The 19,546-nt window shown below is 66.2% G+C and carries 19 protein-coding genes and 1 tRNA gene; 8 read left to right on the top strand and 12 right to left on the bottom strand.

Going from position 1 to position 19,546, the window contains the following annotated elements; all coding sequences use genetic code 11:
* Nucleotides 1–15: 15 nt before the first annotated feature.
* Both AAIO73_RS06710 and AAIO73_RS06705 read right to left on the bottom strand, forming a co-directional pair.
* A complete protein-coding gene (locus AAIO73_RS06710) occupies nt 16–1,263 on the bottom strand; it encodes a putative DNA modification/repair radical SAM protein (RefSeq protein ID WP_345876975.1) in 1,248 nt (415 codons plus the stop codon).
* Nucleotides 1,264–1,305: 42 nt separating this feature from the next.
* Nucleotides 1,306–1,746: a MarR family winged helix-turn-helix transcriptional regulator gene (locus AAIO73_RS06705; RefSeq protein WP_345876974.1), complete on the bottom strand. Its 441-nt coding sequence runs from the start codon at nt 1,744–1,746 to the stop codon at nt 1,306–1,308.
* Nucleotides 1,747–1,846: 100 nt separating this feature from the next.
* On the opposite strand from AAIO73_RS06705, the gene AAIO73_RS06700 reads away from it, so the two are divergent.
* The 4 genes from AAIO73_RS06700 (at nt 1,847) to AAIO73_RS06685 (ending at nt 5,370) form a co-directional block, all read left to right on the top strand.
* A complete protein-coding gene (locus AAIO73_RS06700; RefSeq protein ID WP_345876973.1) occupies nt 1,847–2,272 on the top strand; it encodes an organic hydroperoxide resistance protein in 426 nt (141 codons plus the stop codon).
* A 114-nt stretch (nt 2,273–2,386) separates the two neighbouring features.
* Nucleotides 2,387–3,553 carry a mannonate dehydratase gene (gene uxuA / locus AAIO73_RS06695; protein WP_345876972.1) on the top strand — a complete coding sequence of 389 codons (1,167 nt, stop codon included), beginning with the start codon at nt 2,387–2,389 and terminating at the stop codon, nt 3,551–3,553.
* Between the two features lie 48 nt (nt 3,554–3,601).
* The gene (locus AAIO73_RS06690; protein ID WP_345876971.1) at nt 3,602–4,354 is read left to right on the top strand and encodes a FadR/GntR family transcriptional regulator; all 753 of its coding nucleotides are present in this window, start codon (nt 3,602–3,604) and stop codon (nt 4,352–4,354) included.
* Between the two features lie 5 nt (nt 4,355–4,359).
* Nucleotides 4,360–5,370, top strand: coding sequence for a LacI family DNA-binding transcriptional regulator (locus AAIO73_RS06685; RefSeq protein WP_345876970.1), 1,011 nt, complete (start codon nt 4,360–4,362; stop codon nt 5,368–5,370).
* Here AAIO73_RS06685 and AAIO73_RS06680 read toward each other — a convergent pair.
* Genes AAIO73_RS06680 through crcB form a run of 6 tightly spaced genes read right to left on the bottom strand, consistent with a single transcriptional unit; the run spans nt 5,360 to nt 8,945 of the window.
* Nucleotides 5,360–6,040 (bottom strand): ATP12 family chaperone protein, encoded by a 681-nt coding sequence (locus AAIO73_RS06680; RefSeq protein ID WP_345876969.1) that lies wholly within the window; start codon nt 6,038–6,040, stop codon nt 5,360–5,362. The genes AAIO73_RS06685 and AAIO73_RS06680 overlap by 11 nt on opposite strands.
* Entirely contained in the window at nt 6,037–6,246 is a 210-nt protein-coding gene (locus AAIO73_RS06675) for a hypothetical protein (RefSeq protein ID WP_345876968.1), read from the bottom strand. The genes AAIO73_RS06680 and AAIO73_RS06675 overlap by 4 nt, the downstream gene beginning before the upstream one ends.
* Complete coding sequence (locus AAIO73_RS06670; RefSeq protein WP_345876967.1) at nt 6,243–6,902, bottom strand: HAD-IA family hydrolase; 660 nt, start codon at nt 6,900–6,902, stop codon at nt 6,243–6,245. Before AAIO73_RS06670 ends, AAIO73_RS06675 begins: the two co-directional genes overlap by 4 nt.
* A complete protein-coding gene (locus AAIO73_RS06665; RefSeq protein WP_345876966.1) occupies nt 6,899–7,474 on the bottom strand; it encodes an FMN-binding negative transcriptional regulator in 576 nt (191 codons plus the stop codon). Before AAIO73_RS06665 ends, AAIO73_RS06670 begins: the two co-directional genes overlap by 4 nt.
* A complete protein-coding gene (locus tag AAIO73_RS06660; protein ID WP_345876965.1) occupies nt 7,474–8,568 on the bottom strand; it encodes an RluA family pseudouridine synthase in 1,095 nt (364 codons plus the stop codon). The genes AAIO73_RS06665 and AAIO73_RS06660 overlap by 1 nt, the downstream gene beginning before the upstream one ends.
* Nucleotides 8,565–8,945, bottom strand: coding sequence for a fluoride efflux transporter CrcB (crcB, locus tag AAIO73_RS06655; protein WP_345876964.1), 381 nt, complete (start codon nt 8,943–8,945; stop codon nt 8,565–8,567). The genes AAIO73_RS06660 and crcB overlap by 4 nt, the downstream gene beginning before the upstream one ends.
* Nucleotides 8,946–9,194: 249 nt before the next feature.
* Between crcB and AAIO73_RS06650 the strand changes: the two genes are divergently transcribed.
* The 4 genes from AAIO73_RS06650 to AAIO73_RS06635 all read left to right on the top strand — a co-directional run bounded on the left by AAIO73_RS06650 (nt 9,195) and on the right by AAIO73_RS06635 (nt 11,192).
* Entirely contained in the window at nt 9,195–9,566 is a 372-nt protein-coding gene (locus AAIO73_RS06650; RefSeq protein ID WP_345876963.1) for a hypothetical protein, read from the top strand.
* 111 nt (nt 9,567–9,677) lie between these two features.
* Nucleotides 9,678–10,406 carry a 4-hydroxy-tetrahydrodipicolinate reductase gene (gene dapB / locus AAIO73_RS06645; protein ID WP_345876962.1) on the top strand — a complete coding sequence of 243 codons (729 nt, stop codon included), beginning with the start codon at nt 9,678–9,680 and terminating at the stop codon, nt 10,404–10,406.
* Nucleotides 10,403–11,062, top strand: a complete 660-nt coding sequence (gene nth / locus AAIO73_RS06640; protein ID WP_345876961.1) for an endonuclease III — start codon at nt 10,403–10,405, stop codon at nt 11,060–11,062. Before dapB ends, nth begins: the two co-directional genes overlap by 4 nt.
* A 53-nt stretch (nt 11,063–11,115) precedes the next feature.
* Nucleotides 11,116–11,192 (top strand) — tRNA-Arg (locus AAIO73_RS06635).
* Between the two features lie 502 nt (nt 11,193–11,694).
* Here AAIO73_RS06635 and AAIO73_RS06630 read toward each other — a convergent pair.
* The 4 genes from AAIO73_RS06630 to AAIO73_RS06615 form a co-directional block, all read right to left on the bottom strand.
* Nucleotides 11,695–14,112: a TonB-dependent receptor domain-containing protein gene (locus AAIO73_RS06630; protein WP_345876960.1), complete on the bottom strand. Its 2,418-nt coding sequence runs from the start codon at nt 14,110–14,112 to the stop codon at nt 11,695–11,697.
* 447 nt (nt 14,113–14,559) lie between these two features.
* A complete protein-coding gene (locus tag AAIO73_RS06625; protein ID WP_345876959.1) occupies nt 14,560–14,790 on the bottom strand; it encodes a hypothetical protein in 231 nt (76 codons plus the stop codon).
* 121 nt (nt 14,791–14,911) lie between these two features.
* Nucleotides 14,912–16,969, bottom strand: a complete 2,058-nt coding sequence (locus AAIO73_RS06620) for a phosphocholine-specific phospholipase C (RefSeq protein ID WP_345876958.1) — start codon at nt 16,967–16,969, stop codon at nt 14,912–14,914.
* A gap of 187 nt (nt 16,970–17,156) precedes the next feature.
* A complete protein-coding gene (locus tag AAIO73_RS06615; protein ID WP_345876957.1) occupies nt 17,157–19,532 on the bottom strand; it encodes a TonB-dependent receptor domain-containing protein in 2,376 nt (791 codons plus the stop codon).
* Nucleotides 19,533–19,546: the final 14 nt, after the last annotated feature.

The following is a 19,546-nucleotide window of genomic DNA, read 5'->3' as shown; positions in this document are numbered from 1 at the left end:
GAGCGGTTTTCACCGTCAGCCGAACAGCTCCATCTGGTCCGCCTTCTTGGGCGCCACCATTGGCCGCAACTCGGCGCGGTCCGACAGCACCACCGGCCGCCAGTCATCGGCGACGATGAACGGCCGCAGCTTGGCGATCGACACCGTCAATCGCGCGACATCGGCCAGCGCCAGCCGCCGCCACCGTCGCGCGGTCAGGATCGCATTGACCGCCTTCACACCCAGCCCCGGCACGCGCAACAGCATCTCGCGCGGCGCGCGGTTCACATCGACCGGAAAGCGATCACGAAACTTCAGCGCCCAAGCGAGCTTCGGATCGATATCGAGCGGCAGCATCCCCGTCGCATCGTCCGCCGCCGCGCGCACCTCGTCGGGGCGATAGTCGTAGAAGCGCATCAGCCAGTCCGACTGGTACAGCCGATGTTCGCGCATCAATGGCGGCCGTTGCAGCGGCAGCACCGCCGACGCTTCCGGGATCGGGCTGAATGCCGAATAATAGACACGGCGCAGCGCGAAGCGGTCGTACAATGTCGCCGCCTTGCCGACGATGTCGCTATCGGTCGCGGCATCGGCGCCGACAATCATCTGCGTCGACTGACCCGCTGGCGCGAATTTCGGTGCCGACTTGTAGCGTTTGCGCGCGTCGCGCCCGTCCTCGATCGCATGGGCGACGTCCTTCATCGCCCCCTCGATCTGCGACCCGGACTTCTCCGGCGCCAACCGCTTCAGCCCGCCGACGGTCGGCAGTTCGACGTTGATCGACACCCTGTCGGCATAAACACCCGCCAAATGGACCAGTTCGGGGTCGGCGTCGGGAATGGTCTTGAGATGGATGTAGCCGCGAAAGTCATGATCATCACGCAGCGACCGCGCGACCTCGACGATCTGTTCCATCGTATAGTTGGACGATCCGATGATCCCCGATGAAAGGAACAGCCCCTCGATATAGTTGCGGCGATAGAAGCTGAGCGTCAGCGCCACGACTTCCTGCGCGGTAAAGCGGGCGCGGCGGACGTTCGACGATTTGCGGTTGATGCAATAATGACAGTCGAAGATGCAGCTGTTCGTCAACAGAATTTTCAGAAGCGAGATACACCGCCCATCGGGTGCATAGGCATGGCAGATGCCCATGCCCTCGGTCGATCCAATCCCCTTGCCGTCGCGCGAATTGCGCTTGGCAGTGCCCGACGACGCGCACGATGCATCATATTTGGCGGCATCGGCCAGGATCGCCAGCTTTTCGCGAGTGTCGAGTTGCGCCATACGTTCAATATATGTTCTGGCAACCGAGCGGCCAAGGGGTAATCAGGTCAATGCCTTGGCCAAAGCCGACCGTAGCGCGGTGACTTCGGCATTCAACGCGGCGAGCCGTTCGGGTGCCATGCCGCTGCGAGCAACGATCATCGGCGCGAGGCAGCCACTCTCCGCCCAGCGCGTTCGGCCCGCTTCGGTCAGGCACACCCGCACCTGCCGTTCATCGGCCGGATTACGCACCCGCGTGACCAGCCCCGCCGCCTCCATCCGCTTGGCCAGCGGTGTGATCGTGCTCGGCTCCAACGCCAGCCGCTCGGCGATCGCCCCGACCGTCCGTCCCTCCTTGGCATCGCTGAGGGTCATCAGGACTAAGAATTGGGGGTAGGTGATGCCCAGTTGGTCGAGCATTGGCTTGTATGTGCGGTTGATCGCGATCGTCGCAGCATAGAGCGAGAAGCAGAACTGGTCGTCGAGGGGCAGGGGATCGGCCATGACACCAGCATAACAGGTTTTGTTGTCGCGATAAATATTTCTGGACAGAGGAGGTTTGTATGCGTAGATAGTTATCGCGATAAATAATGGAGTGATCAGAATGTCCGTCGATGTGAAGTACAGCACCACCGCCACGGCCACCGGCGGTCGCGAAGGCCATGCCCGTAGCGAGGACGGTCGCTTCGACGTCAAACTGTCGACCCCGCGCGAACTGGGCGGTGCCGGCGGTGACGGTAGCAATCCGGAGCAGTTGTTCGCGGCTGGCTATGCCGCCTGCTTCATCGGCGCGCTGAAGGTCGCCGGACAGCAATTGGGGACCAAGGTACCCGCCGACGTCGCGGTGACCGCCACGGTCGGCATCGGCCCGCGCGCGGCGGGCGGGTTCGGTATCACGGCCGATCTGCAAGTCGCGCTGCCGGGAGTCGATCGCGTCGATGCGCAGAAGCTGGTCGATACCGCCCACAGCATCTGCCCCTATTCGAATGCGACGCGCGGCAATGTCGATGTCGGATTAACTCTCGCCTGATCCCGATATTGGACTGTCCAATATTCGATATTGGCAAGGGGGGTTCGAATATCCTATCCCCGTCCGCGAAATCCGATCTCGGGTCGGTGCGGACGGGGAGGGTGGCAGTTGCTGATGACACAGACGATGCGGTGGTTCGGTCCATCGGATCCCGTAAAGCTGGCCGCCATCCGGCAGGCGGGGGCGACCGAAGTCGTCACCGCGCTGCATAATATTCCCAACGGCGCCGTGTGGCCGCGCGAGACGATCGCCGCGCGCAAGGCGATGATCGCCGAGGCGGGGCTTGGCTGGACGGTGGTCGAAAGCCTGCCGGTCCATGACGATCTGAAGACGCGCGGCCCCGGCTGGGACCGCTATATCGACGCCTATCGCCAGAGCCTGACCAATTTGGCGGCGGAAGGCATCAACGTCGTCACCTACAACTTCATGCCGCTGCTCGACTGGACGCGGACCGACCTTGCATGGTCGTTGCCCGACGGCGCGCGCGCGCTGCGCTTCGAATGGGAAGCGGTCGCCGCCTATGACATCCATATCCTTCAGCGCCCCGGTGCCGAGCGCGACTATCGCCCGGCGCTGGTCGAGGCGGCGGCGCGCCGGTTCGCGGCGATGGACGATGCGGCGCGTACGACGCTGGAGGCGACGATCCTCGCCGGCCTGCCGGGCGCGGAGGAGAGCTTCACCTCCGCAAAGTTCCGCGATGCCATCGCCAACTATGCCGGGATCGACGCCGATCGGTTGCGCGACAATCTGATCGCCTTCCTCGATGCGGTCTGCCCGCATGCCGAGGCGCTCGGCATCCGCATGGTCGTGCATCCCGACGATCCGCCCTTTCCGATCTTCGGCCTGCCGCGCGTCGTCAGCACCGAAGCCGATGTCGCCGCGCTGTTCGATGCCGTCCCCAGCCCCGCGAACGGACTGTGCTTCTGCACCGGGTCGTTCGGGGTGCGCGTCGACAACGACCTGCCCGGTATGGTCCGCCGGCTGGGCAGCCGTATCGGCTTTCTCCACCTCCGCTCGGTCGACCGCGAGGGCGGCGACATGGCGTTCCACGAGGCCGAGCATCTGCGCGGCGATGCGAACATGGCGGCGGTGGTCGCGGCGGTTCATGATGTCTCGCGGGGGGAAGGGCGCAGCATCCCCATGCGGCCCGATCACGGGCACCAGATGCTCGACGATCTCGGCCGTCGGACCAACCCGGGCTATTCGCTGCTCGGGCGGATGCGCGGGCTGGCCGAGTTGCGCGGGCTGGAACTGGGCGTCGCCCATGCGACAGCGGGTTGAGCGCTGCCCTATTGTAACCGCCGGGCGGCTATGGGATCGGTCGGGGCGATGAAGCAGCGCACCGAAAAACTCTATCAGCGGGTCTCGACCGCCATCGCCGCCGCGATCGACGAGGGCCGCTATCCGGTCGGCACGCGCCTGCCCGGCGAACGCGACCTTGCCGAAACCTTCGCGGTCAGCCGCCCCACGGTGCGCGAGGCGATGATCGCGCTCGAAATTCGTGGCCTGGTCGAAGCACGACACGGCTCCGGCCTGTACGTCATCGCCACTTCCGCCGACACGTCGTCGCCCGCCGAGCTGGACGTCGGCGCGTTCGAGCTGATCGAGGCGCGCATCCTGTTCGAAGGGGAGGCGGCGGCGGTCGCGGCGACGGTGATCGATGCCGAGGCGCTGGCCGATCTCGACGCGTCGCTGGCCGCGATGGCGGCGGTCGACCCGGCCGATCCGGCTGCGATCGAGGCCGATCGCCGCTTTCACCTGCGCATCGCCGAGGCGACCGGCAATACGGTGATCGCGGCGGTGGTCGAGATGCTGTGGAACCTGCGCGACCGCGCCCCGCTGAGTGCGCACATGTTCGCCGAGGCGCGGCGCGAGGGTGTGCATCCCCGCGTCGAGGAACACCGGCTGATCGTCGACGCGCTGCGGGCGCAGGATCCTGCGCTGGCGCGGCAGACGATGCGCGACCATCTGCGCCGCGTGGTCGACGACCTCCTGGCCGCGACCGAGGTCGAGGTGCTGCGCCGCGCACGGTCGGAGATCGAGACGCAGCGCGGCATGGTCGCCCGGCGCCTGCGCGTCTGATTCCGGTGACCAGGCCGCCCGCCGGCACCACCATCGCCGATGTCGCCGCCCGGGCGGGGGTATCGATCCGCACCGTGTCGCGTGTCCTCAACCGCTCTCCACTGGTCAATGCCGCGACGCGAGAGGCAATCGAGGCGGTGATCGCCGGGTTGAACTTCCGCCCCAGCGCCCGTGCGCGCGGCCTTGCCACCGGACGCTCCTATCTGCTCGGGCTGGTCCATAACGATCGTAACGCGCTGGTGCTCGACCCCCTGCAACGCGGCATGGTCGGCGCGGCGGCGGCCCGCGGCTATGAACTGGTCGTCCATCCGGTCGCGATGGCGGGCGATCCGGCGGCGGACGTCCGCGATTTCGTGCAGCGTTCGCGGGTCGACGGCGTAGTCGTCGTGCCGCCGGTATCGGGGCTCGCCGGAGTCGCCGATGGACTGGCGGGAGTGCCGGCGGTGGCGCTGTCGTCGGTCGCGCTATCGGGTTATGACGCGGTGCTGGTGTCTGACGAACGCGGGGCGGCGCGCGCGGTCGCCGACCATCTGGTCGCACTCGGCCATCGCCGTATCGCGCTGCTGTCCGGCCCCGCCGCCGCCCATTCGGCCCGCGAGCGTCGGGCTGGCTTTGTCGAAGGCCTCGCCGCACATGGCATCGCGCTGTCGGCCGAGGCCGAAGGCGATTACGGCTTCGACGCCGGGGTTGGCGCCGCGCAGATGCTGCTGGCCGCCAATCCCCGCCTGAGTGCGATCTTCGCCGCCAACGACGTGATGGCGGCGGCGGTGCTGAAGGTCGCGGCGGGCATGGCGCTGTCGGTGCCCGGCGACCTGTCGGTCATCGGCTTCGACGGCAGCATCCTCGCGCGGATGCTCACCCCGGCGCTCACCACCGTCCACCGCCCGATCGCCGACATGGCGGCGGCGGTGACCGAACGGCTGATCGACCGGATCGAGGGCGCCGCCGCCGACGCCCCGCTTACCGCCACTTTGTCGCTCAGGATCGGCGGTTCCTGCGGTCCGGTCAGCCGCTGACCAGTTCGAAGAACCGCACCGCCGCGCGATATTCGGCCGCCCGCGCCGCGCGGGTCTCAGCGGCGAGCGCATCTTCGCCCCATTGCTCGGCCTGCCAGTCCTCGTCGACATGCGCCGCCGCCCACGCCGCATCGGCGGTGATCGCCCCCTCGACCACCGCCAGCCCCAGCAGCAGCGACCCGGTCAGCCCGACGATCGGCGACAGCGGCGCCAGCACCCATGGTGACAGCGCCACCACCGCCTCGCGTAACCGCGCCAGCGTGCGCGGCGGCTGTTCGACCGGCATCACTCCGTCGGTGATGGTGAAGGTTACGTCGAACCGTGTACGCGCCCAGTAGAGCACCGAGTCCCATGCCGCCGCCTGCCGCTCGGCCAGCGGGCCTTCGCCGCGATAGCAGAGCAGGTCGCTGCCGCCATAGATCGCCAATCCGCCCGCAAATGCCGCCGGATCGGCCGCCACCCGTTCGATGGCGGCATTGGCGAGGCCGGTCAGCGGCATCGCCCGCGGGTCGACCGTCTCGCCGACGTCGCGCCATTCCTGCGCGATCGCTTCGGCCAATGCGGGATAGGGCACGACCAGCGGCAGCCGCCCGGGCGTGCGCACCGGCCGGGCGTCGAGCGCGATCTCGCCCGCGGGCGAAACCGTGACGTCTTTCCAGAACCGCTTCACCGGCTGCGCCACTTAGCGGTCAGCCCGCGCGGCACCACCGCCATCGCGTACAGCGCCGACAGCACGATTGCCACGCCCAGCACGCGCATGCCCGTGTCGGGGGCGCGCGCCAGCACGATCACACCGAACACCGCTCCCATCGCGGTGACGATGCGGATCGCGACCAGAATCAGCCAGCGATTGCGCGCCAGATGGTCGGGCGTCATGGCATCTCCAGCAGGGCAGGAAGCAGCGCGGCGTCGGCGCACAGCCGGTCGGCACCGGCGGCGGTCAGCTCGTGCGGCGGATGATAGCCCCATTCGACGCCGATCGCCCGCGCCCCCGCCGTCCGTGCCATCGCCATGTCGAAACCGGTGTCGCCGATCATCACGGTCTTGTCCGGCGCGCCGCCCACCTCGGCGATCGCCGCGTGCAGCATTGCCGGATGCGGTTTGGACGGATGCCGATCGGCGGTCTGGAGCGTGACGAAATGATGCGCGATCCGGTGATGGTCGAGCAGCAGCCGCAATCCGCGATCCGACTTGCCGGTCGCCACCCCCAGCCGCCACCCCTGATCGAGCAACGCCACCAGCGCATCGCCGATACCGGGAAACAGCGGCTCCTCGCGCAACCGGCCATCGACGCGCATTGCCCGGAAATGCTGCTTATACCCTTCCGCGACCGCCTCGTGCAGGTCGGGGGTGCTGTACGGCACCAGTTGTGCCACCGCCTGCGGCAGGCTCAGGCCGACGATCCGGCGCACCTGACGCGCATCGGGCGTCGGCAGGCCGGCATCGGCAAAGGCCAGCGCCATTGCGGTACAGACATTCGCCTGCCCATCGGCCAGCGTTCCGTCGCAATCAAACACCGCCAGCCGGGTCATACGGCACGCATCCATGGCGCCAGCGCATGCCCGCCCAGCGCAGCCGCAACGCGCGCGCGAACGTCGGCGGGTTTGTTCTGGCTCAGCTTGGTCGTGCCTCGCCACGCGGTCGGCACCAGTTCGAACCCGGCGATCGCATCGAGCATCGCCTCGGCCTTGCGCGGATCGATCTGGTCGACCGCCCATTGCGGCTCGGCCTCAAAGGTCGCGGCGAGCGCGTCGATCTGGTCGCGCAGGCCCGCCCGGTCGATCGCGTGCACCACGCCCTCGACCTCGACCGACAGATAGTTCCATGTCGGTACCTCGTCCGGGCCGGCGCGGTACCAGCGTGGCGAAATATAGGCATGCGGTCCCTGCGCGACGAACAGCGCGGTCGCGCCGTCCAGATGCGGCGTCACCATGTTAGCACGCGCGACATGGAAACGCAGCGTGCCGTCGTCGGTCGTTACCACCGGCACCTGCGCCGCCCGCGGCCCGTCGGGTGTCGTCACGAACAGCACCCCGAACCCTTCACCGCGCACGAACGCGCGCGCGGCATCGTCGTCCATTCGAAAGGCACGATCAGGATGCATCAGTCGCGGGACCCTCGAGAGCGCCGCTCGCCACGCCGTTCCTTGCGATAGGTCTTGGCATGCGCCTTCGCCTTGGCCTTCAGGTCGGCCTTGGTCACCGGCGGCGGCGTGTCGTCGATCATCGCATTGCCGAGGCTCAGGTCGAAGCCCAGCAGGTCGATGCTCTCGGCGAAATGATCGGGCAGATCGGCGGTGACATCGACCTTGCCGCCATCGGGATGATCGATGCGGATCCGCCGCGCGTGGAGGTGCATCTTGCGGCTGACCCCGCCGGTCAAGAACGCGGCCTGCCCGCCATATTTGCCGTCGCCGACGATCGGATGGCCGATTGCCGACATGTGTACGCGCAACTGGTGCGTGCGCCCGGTAAAGGGTTGCAGCTCGACCCATGCCGCGCGGTTGCCGACGCGTTCGATCACTCGGTAGCGCGAACGGGCCGGCTGGCCTTCCGCCTCGTCGACATGCATCTTCTCGCCGCCGGTGCCCGGCTGCTTGGCCAGGGGCAGATCGACGATCCCATCGGAAATGTCGGGAATGCCGACGACCAGCGCCCAATAGACCTTCTTGGCGGTCCGCCCCGAAAAGGATTTGGCGAAGAACGCCGCCGCCCGCGCGGTCCGCGCGATCAGCAGTGCGCCCGACGTATCCTTGTCGAGTCGGTGGACCAGCTTGGGGCGGCTCTCGCCATCGAACTGTAGCGCGTCGAGCAGCCCGTCGACATGGTCGTGGGTCTTGGTCCCGCCCTGCGTCGCAAGGCCCGGCGGCTTGTTCAGCACGATGGCCTGCTTGTCCTGGTGGATCACCAGCGACCGGGCGAATTCGGTCTGTTCCTCCGACAGCGGCGGGCGCGGGGACTTCGCCTTGGGTTGTGCGACGATCGCCGATTCGGGCGGCGGCACGCGCAGCACCTGTCCGGCGGTGAGGCGCGCGCCCGGCTGCGCCCGCCCACCATCGATACGCAACTGCCCGGTCCGCGCCCAACGCGACACGGTGTTGAAACTGGTGTCGGGCAGATGCCGCTTGAACCAGCGGTCCAGCCGGATGCCGTCGTCATCGGCCCCGACCGTGAACTGCCGGACGTCATTGTCGCTCATGCCGCTGCCCCCCGCGTCAGTTGCAGCCCGACGAACAGCGCCGTGCCCGCGCCGATCACCGACAGCAAAGCATAGCCGAGCGCATCGACCATCGCCCCGCGCTCCAGCATCGTCACCATGTCGAGCGAGAAGGCCGAGAAAGTGGTAAACCCGCCCAGCAGTCCGACGCCGATCGCGAGTCGAACCGCCTCGCTCCCACCGCCGCTACGCGACAGCGCGCCCATTAACAGCCCCATCGCCAGTCCGCCGAGCAGATTGACCCCCAGCGTTCCCCATGGATAGTCCGCACCGAACACAGCTGCGGCGACGCGGCCAAACAGATAGCGCAGGGCTGACCCGAGCGCTCCGCCGGCCATCACGATCAATATGTTTCCCATTATTGCTTTGCGCCTAGCCGATCGCGGCGCGCAATAAAACCGGTCGCAATGATACTAAGGTATCGGTCGGGTCCCCAAACTGCATTAATTTCCGCTGAATTGCCCAATAGTTAACGCGTCGCATGCGCGCCAACCGCTTTAGCCGGTTCCGTACCGGCCGGCCCGACTCTTAGGCTGCATGGCATGCCGCCCTTCGAATGAAGCCTTGCCCCTTGCTGGCACCGGCGACGATCGTTACAATATGCTGCGATGCACAACGAAGCCGTATCCGAGTCCCCGGCCGCTACCGCAGCCGATCGCGCAAGCGAGGAACAGCGCGCGTCGCTAAGCGACATCATCCGCTTCGCTTTGATGCAGCGTATCTGCCTTTCGGTACGCTACAACAATATGGACATGCTGCTCGCGCCGCACATGCTGTGGACCAAGCATGGCGATCTGCATGTCGACGCGGTGACGGTCGAACGCGCCGGCAGCGCGCCGAAAATGTTCAAGATCGGTACGTTCAAGCTGGCGGGCCTCGGCAATGTCGCGCTCACCTCGCGCACCTTCGTGCCGCAGCCCGATTTCGACCCCGCCGATCCCAAATATGCCGAGGCGCCGGTCGCGTCGGTCCAGCGCTGAACCGGGACGATCGCGCGCACGCAATCGCTTGCGCATCCCCTGCCATCGGGCCATGGACCGCGGGAACCGGGCTGCGATCAGGCACCCGTGGACGATAGCGGGCGAGGATCAGTGACCAGCATCGGTATCTTCGGTTGGCAAGGCCGGATGGGGCGGGCGATCACCCTCGAGGTCGAACGGCTGGGCGAAACGCTGGCCGGCGGCATCGATCAGGGTGGCGATCCCGCCGATCTTGCCGCGCGCGCCGATGTGCTGGTCGATTTCTCGGCCCCCGTCGCGTTGGAGGGCAATCTCGCCGCCGCCCGCGCGGCCGCGACGCCGATCGTGATCGGTACCACCGGCCTGTCCGACCGGCATCATGCCATGATCGATGATGCCGCGCGTGAGATCGCGGTGCTTCAGACCGGCAATACCTCGCTCGGCATCGCGCTCCTCTCGCGGCTGGTCCGCGACGCCGCCAGCCGCCTCGGCCCCGACTGGGATATCGAGATCGTCGAAAGCCACCACCGGCTGAAGGTCGACGCACCATCGGGCACCGCGCTGATGCTGGGCGATGCGGCGGCGCAAGGGCTGGGAACGACGCTCGCCGACAGCGGCGTGATCGGTCGCGCCGGGCTGGTCGGGGCGCGTGCAGCAGGTACGATCGGCTTTGCCGCACTGCGCGGCGGCACCATTGTCGGCGATCATCAGGTGGTGTTCGCGGGCGAGGGTGAGCGGATCGAGCTTGGCCACCGCGCCGACGACCGCGCACTGTTCGCCCGTGGGGCGGTACGCGCCGCACTGTGGCTGGCGGACGCGCCGTCCGGCCGCTACACGATGGATGCGGTGCTCGGCGTTTGAAGAAGGCGGATATCTTCGAATTCTTCCGCCGGTTGGCGGAGGACAATCCGCACCCCGAAACCGAACTTGAATCGGTCAACGACTATACGCTGCTGGTAGCGGTGGCGCTGTCGGCACAGGCGACCGACGCCGGCGTGAACAAGGCGACCCGCGCCTTGTTCGCCACGGTTGATACGCCCGAAAAGATGGTCGCGTTGGGGCTGGACGGCCTGAAACAGCATATCCGCACCATCGGCCTGTTCAATACCAAGGCCAAGAACGTGATCGCGCTCAGCGAAGCGCTGATCGCCGACCATGGCGGGCAGGTACCCGAGGACCGCGACGCCTTGGAGAAGCTTCCCGGTGTCGGGCGCAAAACCGCCAACGTCGTCATGAATACCGCCTTCGGTCACGAGACCTTCGCGGTCGACACCCATATTTTCCGCGTCGGCAACCGCACCGGCCTCGCGCGTGGCAAAACGCCGAGCGCGGTCGAATCGGTGCTGGAGCGCGTCGTCCCCCAGCCGTTCCGGTTGCACGCGCATCACTGGCTGATCCTGCACGGCCGCTACATCTGCAAGGCGCGTCGCCCCGAATGCTGGCGCTGCCCGGTCGCCGACCTGTGCGCCTTCCGCCCAAAGACCCCACCCCCGGTGCAAAAGGCGGCGAGCGCCTGAAAACGGCTGGTCATGCCGCGAAAGCTTTGCTAGTCGCGTGCCTCCACGGCCAAGCACCCGTAGCTCAGCTGGATAGAGCGCTGCCCTCCGAAGGCAGAGGCCAGGGGTTCGAATCCCTTCGGGTGCGCCATTTTCGTGTTTTCCGGTGATGGTCATTATCCCGGCGCCGTGACGCCAGACCGGACGGTTTGTCAGCAGATTCGTATTGGTCTTCGCGCCTCCGCGGGTCGCGGTCGGCCATCTGTTGGCGGAACGCGTAGCAAGACTTCTTATCGATGAATGGCGGCACCGGGATCGGTACCTGCTCGCTTTCCGGCAGTGTTTCACCAGTGAGTAAGGCCTGCCGACTGTCGAGGGCATAGCCGATGTAGGCGTTGTTGGTCAGGATGCTATCCAGCGTCCCGCTGCCGAACCGTTCGCCCCCCATGCGGTAGCCACGCTTGGCCCGCTGTCGGGCATAGGCCGTGAAGCCGATCGGACCTTCGGTCGGTCTTTGGAGGTACGTCAGGACGATGCAGCGGGCCATGTCGACCGTTTCGGGATCATGCGCGTCGCACTGATGACGACCCGCTCCGGATGGTCCGCCCGCGGGGCGTCCATCCGGATGCAGGAGGCGCGCAGATCGTGCTGCCTCAGAAGTCGAGCCGCGCAGTCACCGAAACGGCGCGGCCGGTCAGCATATGGGCTTCGACGATGCCCGATGCCGGCAGCGTCGCCTGCTCGACGGCCACGATTGCCTTGGTGTCGAACAGGTTGCTGGCGTTGAGCGACAGCAGCAGTCGATCGATGGGACGCACCTGGACGAAGGCATTGGTGGTCACATAACCCGGCATCTTCAGCTGGTTGACGTTCTGCGCATAGCTGTCGGTGGTGCCGATGAACACCGCGCCGACATTGACGCGACCAACGGTTACCTGCGGGGTCGCCTGGAAAATGAAGTTCGCCTGACGACGCGGCCGGTTGCCGACGATTTCCGGCGTCGCGACATTACCGGAAATGTTGGCATCGGTGTAGGTGGCACCGGCGTTCAGCGAAAACGGTCCGTGCGTGAACCCGCCTTCGAACTCGATCCCCTTGGCGGTGTATTCGCTGATGACGGTCTTGATCGCCTGGATCTCGAAATTGCTGTCGGTCACCTTGGCCCAGAACGCGGTCGCGTTCAACGTCAGCGGACCCTGCCGGTACTTCACGCCGCCCTCGGCTTGCTTCACCGCATCGACCGCGGCGTCGGGCACGTTCAGCGCGCCGCTGACCGTATTGATGATGGGCGTGTACAACAGGCGATCGGCATTTGCACGATTGCCGCGGCTGTAGCGCGCGAACACCGCCAGCGGCTCCGCGATGCGGAAGTTGATCCCGGCCGAATAGGACAGCGCGTCGAACTTGTAGTCGACGAAACCGGGTGCCGTCGTCGGCACCACCGACACCCGCGTTTCGGCCGCCGAGATCACGCCGTCGCCGTTCATGTCGCGCGTGACGTTGCCGACACGCCCGCTGCCCAGATCCGCACTGAAGAGCTGCCCCTGCGCCTTGCCGTAATCGTAGCGGATGCTGGCGCCGATCGAGACCCTTCCGATATGATAGTTGGCCGACGCGAACGGCGCGTTGGTATTGTAGGTCATGTCCGTGAAGCGACGCACCGCACCCCCGAACAGCGCCAGATTGTACGAATAATAGCCGTTCTGGGTGATACGCTGTCCGGCCGGACCGATCAGGTCGATCAGTGCGGCGCTGCCGTCACCGCGCACCTCGGAGATGGCCGTGGTGATGGCGAGATCGGTTTGGATCGACTGGCGCGAGGCATAGAAGCCGACCGTCGTCGTCAATTCGGCGTCGCCGACCGGCCAGACCCGGCTGGCGCGAATGTCGTTGGTGACGTTGTCCAGCTGGGACACAAGGTTGAGCGGCGTCGCGATCGCAAGCAGGCCGTTGCCGTTGAGCGCGGACGGATTGGCGATGACCTGGCCACTTTGCGGGCCGGTCGCATAGGCCGCCTGCGTGCCGGGACCGGCGCCCAATATGCCTATGACTGCCGGAGCAGGCAGATATTTGGTCAGGAGCGGCGCGGCCTGGCTGCCCGAAAGGTCCGCGTAGCGGAACTTCTCGGTCACGGTCCATCCCGCCACGTCCGCCCGCAATTCGACCCCGAACGTCTTCGCCATGGAATGGCGGCCGTCGGTCAACCGGCCGATCGTGGTGTTGTTGTTGCGGTCGACATAGACGTTGGTCGGATTGAAGCGTGTCGAAATGGTGCCGCTGTTCGCATCGAACGAGGGCACTTCCGAATAGGACGGCGCATCGTTCGTCCCGGTGACGCGCATCGGGACGACGTCATATTCGGGCGTCCGATCGTCCAAATACTTGCCGTAAAAGCGGATATAGCCGCCGGAAAATTCCTTGGTCACGTTCAGCTTGATCTGCCCGCCCCTGAAGGCGTCATAGCCGGTCCGGCGCGGTCCTTCGCCCTGGCGGAAGAAGCCGCCGACATGGAAGCGCAGCGTATCGCTGACATGCGCGCCATAATCGAAATCGGCGCGGTACAGGTTGTTATCGAGGCCCGACGACAGCGCGATGGCGCCGCCGTCGACTTCGCCGGTCTTCGAAATGAAGTTGATAATGCCGCCCGGCGAATTGGACGCGAAGGTCGAAGCCGATCCGCCACGGATAACCTCCACCTGCGCGAGGTTCAGGTCGGCACGGACGAAGGAATCGGCACCCCAGCCCAGGATGTCGCCGAACTCCAGGATCGGCAGGCCGTCTTCCTGCAACTGGATGAACTTGGCGCCCGACGTTGCGATCGGCAGGCCGCGGATCGAGATGTTGGCAGCGCCATCGCCGCCGTCCGCCTCGGAGCGTATGCCGGGTACGTCGCGCAGCAGGTCGCCGATCGACGCGGCGCCAATCTTCGAGATATCGGCTTCGCGCAGGACGCTGGTCGACGTCGCGCTGTCCAACCGGTCGCGACCCTTTGCAACGCCCGTCGTGATGACATCGGCGGGACCGGCCTGGGCAGGATTGCGCGCGTCGTTTGGCTCCACGGTTCTAGCCATCGCCGTTCCCGAGGCGGACGCGGCCAATACTGCCATCGTTGAAACAAAAATCGATCGCTTCATCCTGACACCACTTTCAATATTCGATTTAAATCATCGAACTATCAGGTATCGGGAAAGTATTGATGATCTATGTAGAATAGATTAGAGATAAATTTGCAGTTAAGTGACTTTATATTCGAACAACTATCTATTTTTACGTGAGATTTTTCGTCGTTCAGGGTTTCTTCCATGCTGGCGGGGTAGGATAGAATTGTGAGCGTAAGCCAGAGAAGGCGTGAGCAAACTGCCGGTGCCGGTGAAGACCGGTGGGTCGCAGGGTTGTAGGCGTCGAATAGCTTCGAACCGCGCGCGCCGATCGCGGCCGCTAACTTATCGATCGGGGGCAGGGACGTCGCGAGCAGCGTTGCGGCAACGCAAATCCCGGGCATCATGCTCATGGTCGCGTCAGTTCATCTGGCCGCGCAGGAAGGTAATCAGCTTCGAATTGCTTACCGGGCGTTCGAGGATGGGCAGGATGACCAGCCACCCATTGCCGCCATTGCTCAGGACGACGATGCCGTCACCGCTCGCAGGATCGATCGCGGCGAAGGTGACGCAACACAGCTCGACAGGATGAACGAACGACGGGTTAAAGGACCGAGGCGTTTCGGCCGAACGACCAGTTGCAGGGCGCATAGCTACCGTTGGGCCGCTCTCGAAACGACGATTTCCCAGCAGTCCGAGCGCCCACCTTCGTCATGTCGGTTACGCCATCCTCGAAGAATATGGTGACGGTCGCGACGGAGGTCCGCCCGGATCAGCCGCGCGCGATGCCGCTCGCGAACGGATCGCTGCTGCTTGCGCGTCCCGCGCGGTCGTGGCGTCCGGCGAGGCGGCGGCGCCAACCGGGTACCGCGCTGCTCGACAGCGTCACGTCATACCAGCCAAGCGCACCATCGAGCGACCAGCGATGCCGTCCCCCCAGCAGAACCTCTTCCGACGCACCGCCGCCCGGCGTCAGGCGGCGCACCCGCAGCCCCGGTGCGGTGCCGACTCGTAGCGTCAGCCCGGCATCGGACAGGCTCCACGCGATCGCCATCGCCGGATCGTCGCGCCGCCCGACGAAATGGCGGTGGAAACCGTTCGGCCCCAGCACCCACAGGTCATAGCCACCGTCGGCGGCATAAGGCCAATGGCCGTCGATCCGGTCGCCGGCGGCCACGCTGAAACGTCGCGGTGGCTGATCGAGCGCTTGTCGGTCATAGACATGGAACACCGCGCCCGCGCCGTCGGCGGCGAAGTGGAGGTGCAGCCCGGTCGCATCGCCGCGCTCGATCACCTCAGCCCGATAGGGCAACGGGCGCGACCGGCGAATGCCACCTTCCTGCCACGGCGCGGCGGCGGGCGGCGCCCCGGGATCGACCTGCCCCTCGATCGCTGCCGCACGTCTTGCATCGGGCGCCGGGTCGGGCAAGGTCGGGGTTGCAACATCGGCCGCGGCAAAGTCGAAGGTCGAGGTCAGGTCGCCGCAGATCGCCCGCCGCCACGCCGAAATATTCGGTTCGTGGATGCCGAAGCGCGCCTCCAGAAAGCGGATTACCGACGTGTGGTCGAAGGTCTGCGAATTGACCCAGCCGCCCCGGCTCCATGGCGACACGACATAGAGCGGCACGCGCGGGCCGAGGCCATAGGGGCGGCCGCGATAGTCGGGCAGGTCAATCGCCGCATCGCCGCTGCTCGGCACGTCGTGATATTCGCCGGTCAGGTCGATGGTCGATCCGCCGAACGCCGTGCCATCGGCAGCGCGCGACGGCGGGGCGGGGGGCGGCACATGGTCGAAGAACCCGTCATTCTCGTCGAACATCACCAGCAACACGGTCCGCGCCCAGACCTTCGGATCGGCGGTCAGCGCATCGAGCACGCGGGCGGTATAGTCCGCGCCCTGTGCCGGGCTGGAGGGGCCGGGATGTTCGGACCCGGCGGCGGTGGCGATGACGTAGGACACTTGCGGCAGGCGACCGGCGAGCACATCGGCCTTCAGCAACTCCGGCCCACGCGTGGTGAGCGCGCGGTCCTTCAGCACCGCATCGCCGCGCCCGGCATGCGCGTCGCGGAAGGTCGCGAAACCGGCCAGCGGGTTGTCGGTGAAATTATCGGCCATGTCCTGATAGATGCGCCAGTCGACGCCCGCCGCCTGCAGGCGTTCGACCGTCGTCTTCCAGCGATAGGGATCGGCCGCACCGCCATTTTCGACAAAATTGTCATGGGAATTGCCAATCGCCGGCCCGCCATGGGTGCCGTGTGGATCGTTCGTGCCGCTCCACAGGAACAGGCGGTTGGTGTTGGTCCCGGTCTGCACCGCGCAATGATAGGCGTCGCAGATCGTGAACGCCTCGGCGAGCGCGAACTGGAACGGGATGTCGTCGCGGCGGTAATGGCCCATGGCGCGCGGGTGCTTCGCCTCGGGCCAATGCGCCATGCGGCCATCGTCCCATGCGCGCTGGGCATCGGGCCAGCTATGCGGCGTGCCCTCCATGCGCATCAGCTCGAACTGGCGGGCAGTGTCGAGATGGAAGGGGGAGACGATGCGGGGGCCGCCAGTGCCGGCGCGGTCACTCTGTTGCCAGACGGTGCCGGTGGGGGTGGGGATGGGGAAGCGGTCGCCGAACCCGCGCACGCCTCGCAACGTCCCAAAATAATGGTCGAAGCCGCGATTTTCCTGACACAGGATCACGACGTGCTGCACGTCGGCGATGGTGCCGCTGCGTCGGTCGGGTGCGATCGCCGCCGCACGCGCGATCGATGCGGGCAGCGCCGCCGCGCCGGCCAGCGCGGCGCCGGTGGACAGGAGGGTGCGGCGTGACAGGTCGACCATGGGAACTATCCTCACAGTGAACCGCGATGGTCGGTCCACCAAAAAATGCCGTTCGTCCTGAGTAGCCATTGAGCTTGTCGAAATGGCGTATCGAAGGACCGCTTCGGGGCAGATACTTCGATACGGGTCTTCGACAAGCTCAGCCCCTACTCAGTACGAACGGTTTGGTTCGGCCAGGTTGGCTGCCTCAGAAATCGAACGTCAACGCCGCCGTGACGGTGCGCGGCGTGCCGAGGAACGCCGAGCCTCCGTCCGCGCCGGCAAGGTAGCGGCGATCGGCGAGGTTGGTTGCCTGTACCGTCAGCGCCATGCCCTTCAGCAGCGGTGTGACCTCGCCCAGATCGACGCCGGCATAGGCGTCGACGGTGGTGAAGCTGGGCGCGGCGGCGGTGCCGTCGCTGCCGATGAAGCGGTCGCCGACGAACTTGGCGGCGCCGCCGATCTTGAACACGCCGCGCGCATAATCAGCCGCCGCGACCCACATATTGCGGGGCGAGTTGATGACCTGCCGCCCCGGCGTCACGCCGATATCGGCGTCCTGCGCGGCATTGCCGGTGCCGATATAGGTCGCGTGGTTGTAGGTGTAGTTGCCCGACAGGGTCAGCCCCTGCGTGACGCGGTAGGCGAGCGCCGCCTCGATACCCCGGCTCTTGATCCCGCCGACGTTCAGATAGACGCTATCCTGTTCCTCCAGATAATCGATGCCGGTGACCAGGTTGGCGGAGATCGACTGGATGCGGTTGTTGAACTTGATGTCGTATGCGGTCAGCGACGCCTTGACCCGCAGCGTCGAATAGCGCGCGCCGATTTCGATGTTGTTGGCCGTTTCGGGGCGGATGCGGTCGATCACTTCGCGCGGTTCGCCCAGGGGGCCATTGCCGATCGCGGCGAAGTTCTGCGAATAGCCGGCGAACGCCTCCAGCCCGTCGATCGGTGCATGATAGACGATGCCGGTCGAGATCAGCGGGCGGCTGTTCGAGTTCAGCTCGGTCACGGCGCGGTCGTTCAGCAATTCGGCGCGGCGCTGGTCGAGGAAGAACTGCTTGACGCCGAACCGCGCGGTCAGCGGGCCATAGGTCACCGCATCGTCGACATAATACATGATCTCGTCGAGGTCGTAATCGGTGCTGAACTGCTGGTAATAGGGCTTGCCGTCGAAAGCGGGGCCGACCAGCGCGTTGGTGATCTTATGCCAGTCGCGCGTCTGGTTCGCGCGGCCGCGTTCCCACCACAGGCCACCGCGCAGCGTGTTCTCGAACCCACCGAAATCGTGCGTCCACGCCGCGTCGGCAGTCAGGCCGCCCCTGTCGTTCTCGTAATGCGTATGGCGGTACGACATGACCGGCGTCGAATTCGCCGCATAGCAGGCCGGCGCATAGACTGCCGGGATCGCCGCCGTGCCGGTGCACCCGGTCAGGAACGTCGCCTTCGCCCCCGTCGGCGTCACGAAATAATAGCGACCGAGATTGCCGCCGCCGATCTTCGTCGGCTGGCTGCCGGTAAATTCGCTTTCGGGATTGCCGGTGCCGTCGTCGCGGACATCGACCAGATAGGGCGGCGCGAAATCGCCGCGCCCGCGCATGCGGTGGTAATAAGCGGTGCCCGACAGCTTCACTTCGCCGAGATCGGTTTCGCCGCGCAGATAGGTGAAGAAGTTGCGGCGCAGCGCCCGCGAAGTCGATCGATAGCCCTGATCGATATAGGGAATGCCGGTCCAGTCGTCGGTATAGGCATCGTGGTTCGGATCGTTGGCGAACATTTCGGGGCTGACCGACCCGAATTCGGCTTCGTCGGCATCGTCATAGCTGACCCAGCCGGTCAGCTTCACCCGGTCGATATTGCTGACGATCTTCGCATCGACATGGTCGCGGCGGGTTTCGCCGGAGCCACCGATCCAGTCCTTCACGCGGCTGGTCGAGGCGCTGACGAAGGCGCGGGTGTCTCCGGCGAACTGGCCGGTATCGACGCGACCATAAATCTTGCGCGCGCCGAAGTCGCCGCTGGCCAGCGTGAAGCGATAGCGGGTGTCGCGCGCCGGATCGGTCGTGACGTAATCGAGCGTGGCGCCCAGCGCCTCGTTCGAGCGCGACGAGATGTCGGCCGTGCCCTGCGATACGATCACCGTCTTCAGGTTCAGCACGTCGAGATAGCGGTTGGCGCGCGATCCGCCGCCATAGCCGGAGCCACCATTGGGCAGGCCGTCGATCGTCGATCCGATCTGCTGGCCGCCACCGCCGCCCGAGCTGAAGCCGCGGATGCTGATCGAGGTCGCCCAGTCCGACGAACCGAACGCATCGCCTTCCGCGACGAACACACCGGGCAGTTCCTTGATGACGTCGTTGACGCTGGTCAGCGCCGATTGCCGGTCGAGCATCGGCTCGGTCACCTGCGTGTTGGCGAAGGTCGTGGCGCGGCCGGTCACGACAATCTCGCCGCTGCGTGCCTCGTCCTGCGTGCCGCCCGACACCTCGGTCGTGGTCGCATCGGCCGGGGCCGTCTGCGCATAAGCGTGCGTCGTCCCCGCCGCGATCGCGAGGATCGCCGCACCCGTGATGAACTTCATGATGTCTCCCCCGC

This window comes from Sphingomonas epibiotica (assembly GCF_039615155.1).
GTDB lineage: Bacteria > Pseudomonadota > Alphaproteobacteria > Sphingomonadales > Sphingomonadaceae > Sphingomonas.
Note: the sequence above shows the minus strand (reverse complement) of the source record. Positions and strands in the feature narration are given on the sequence as shown.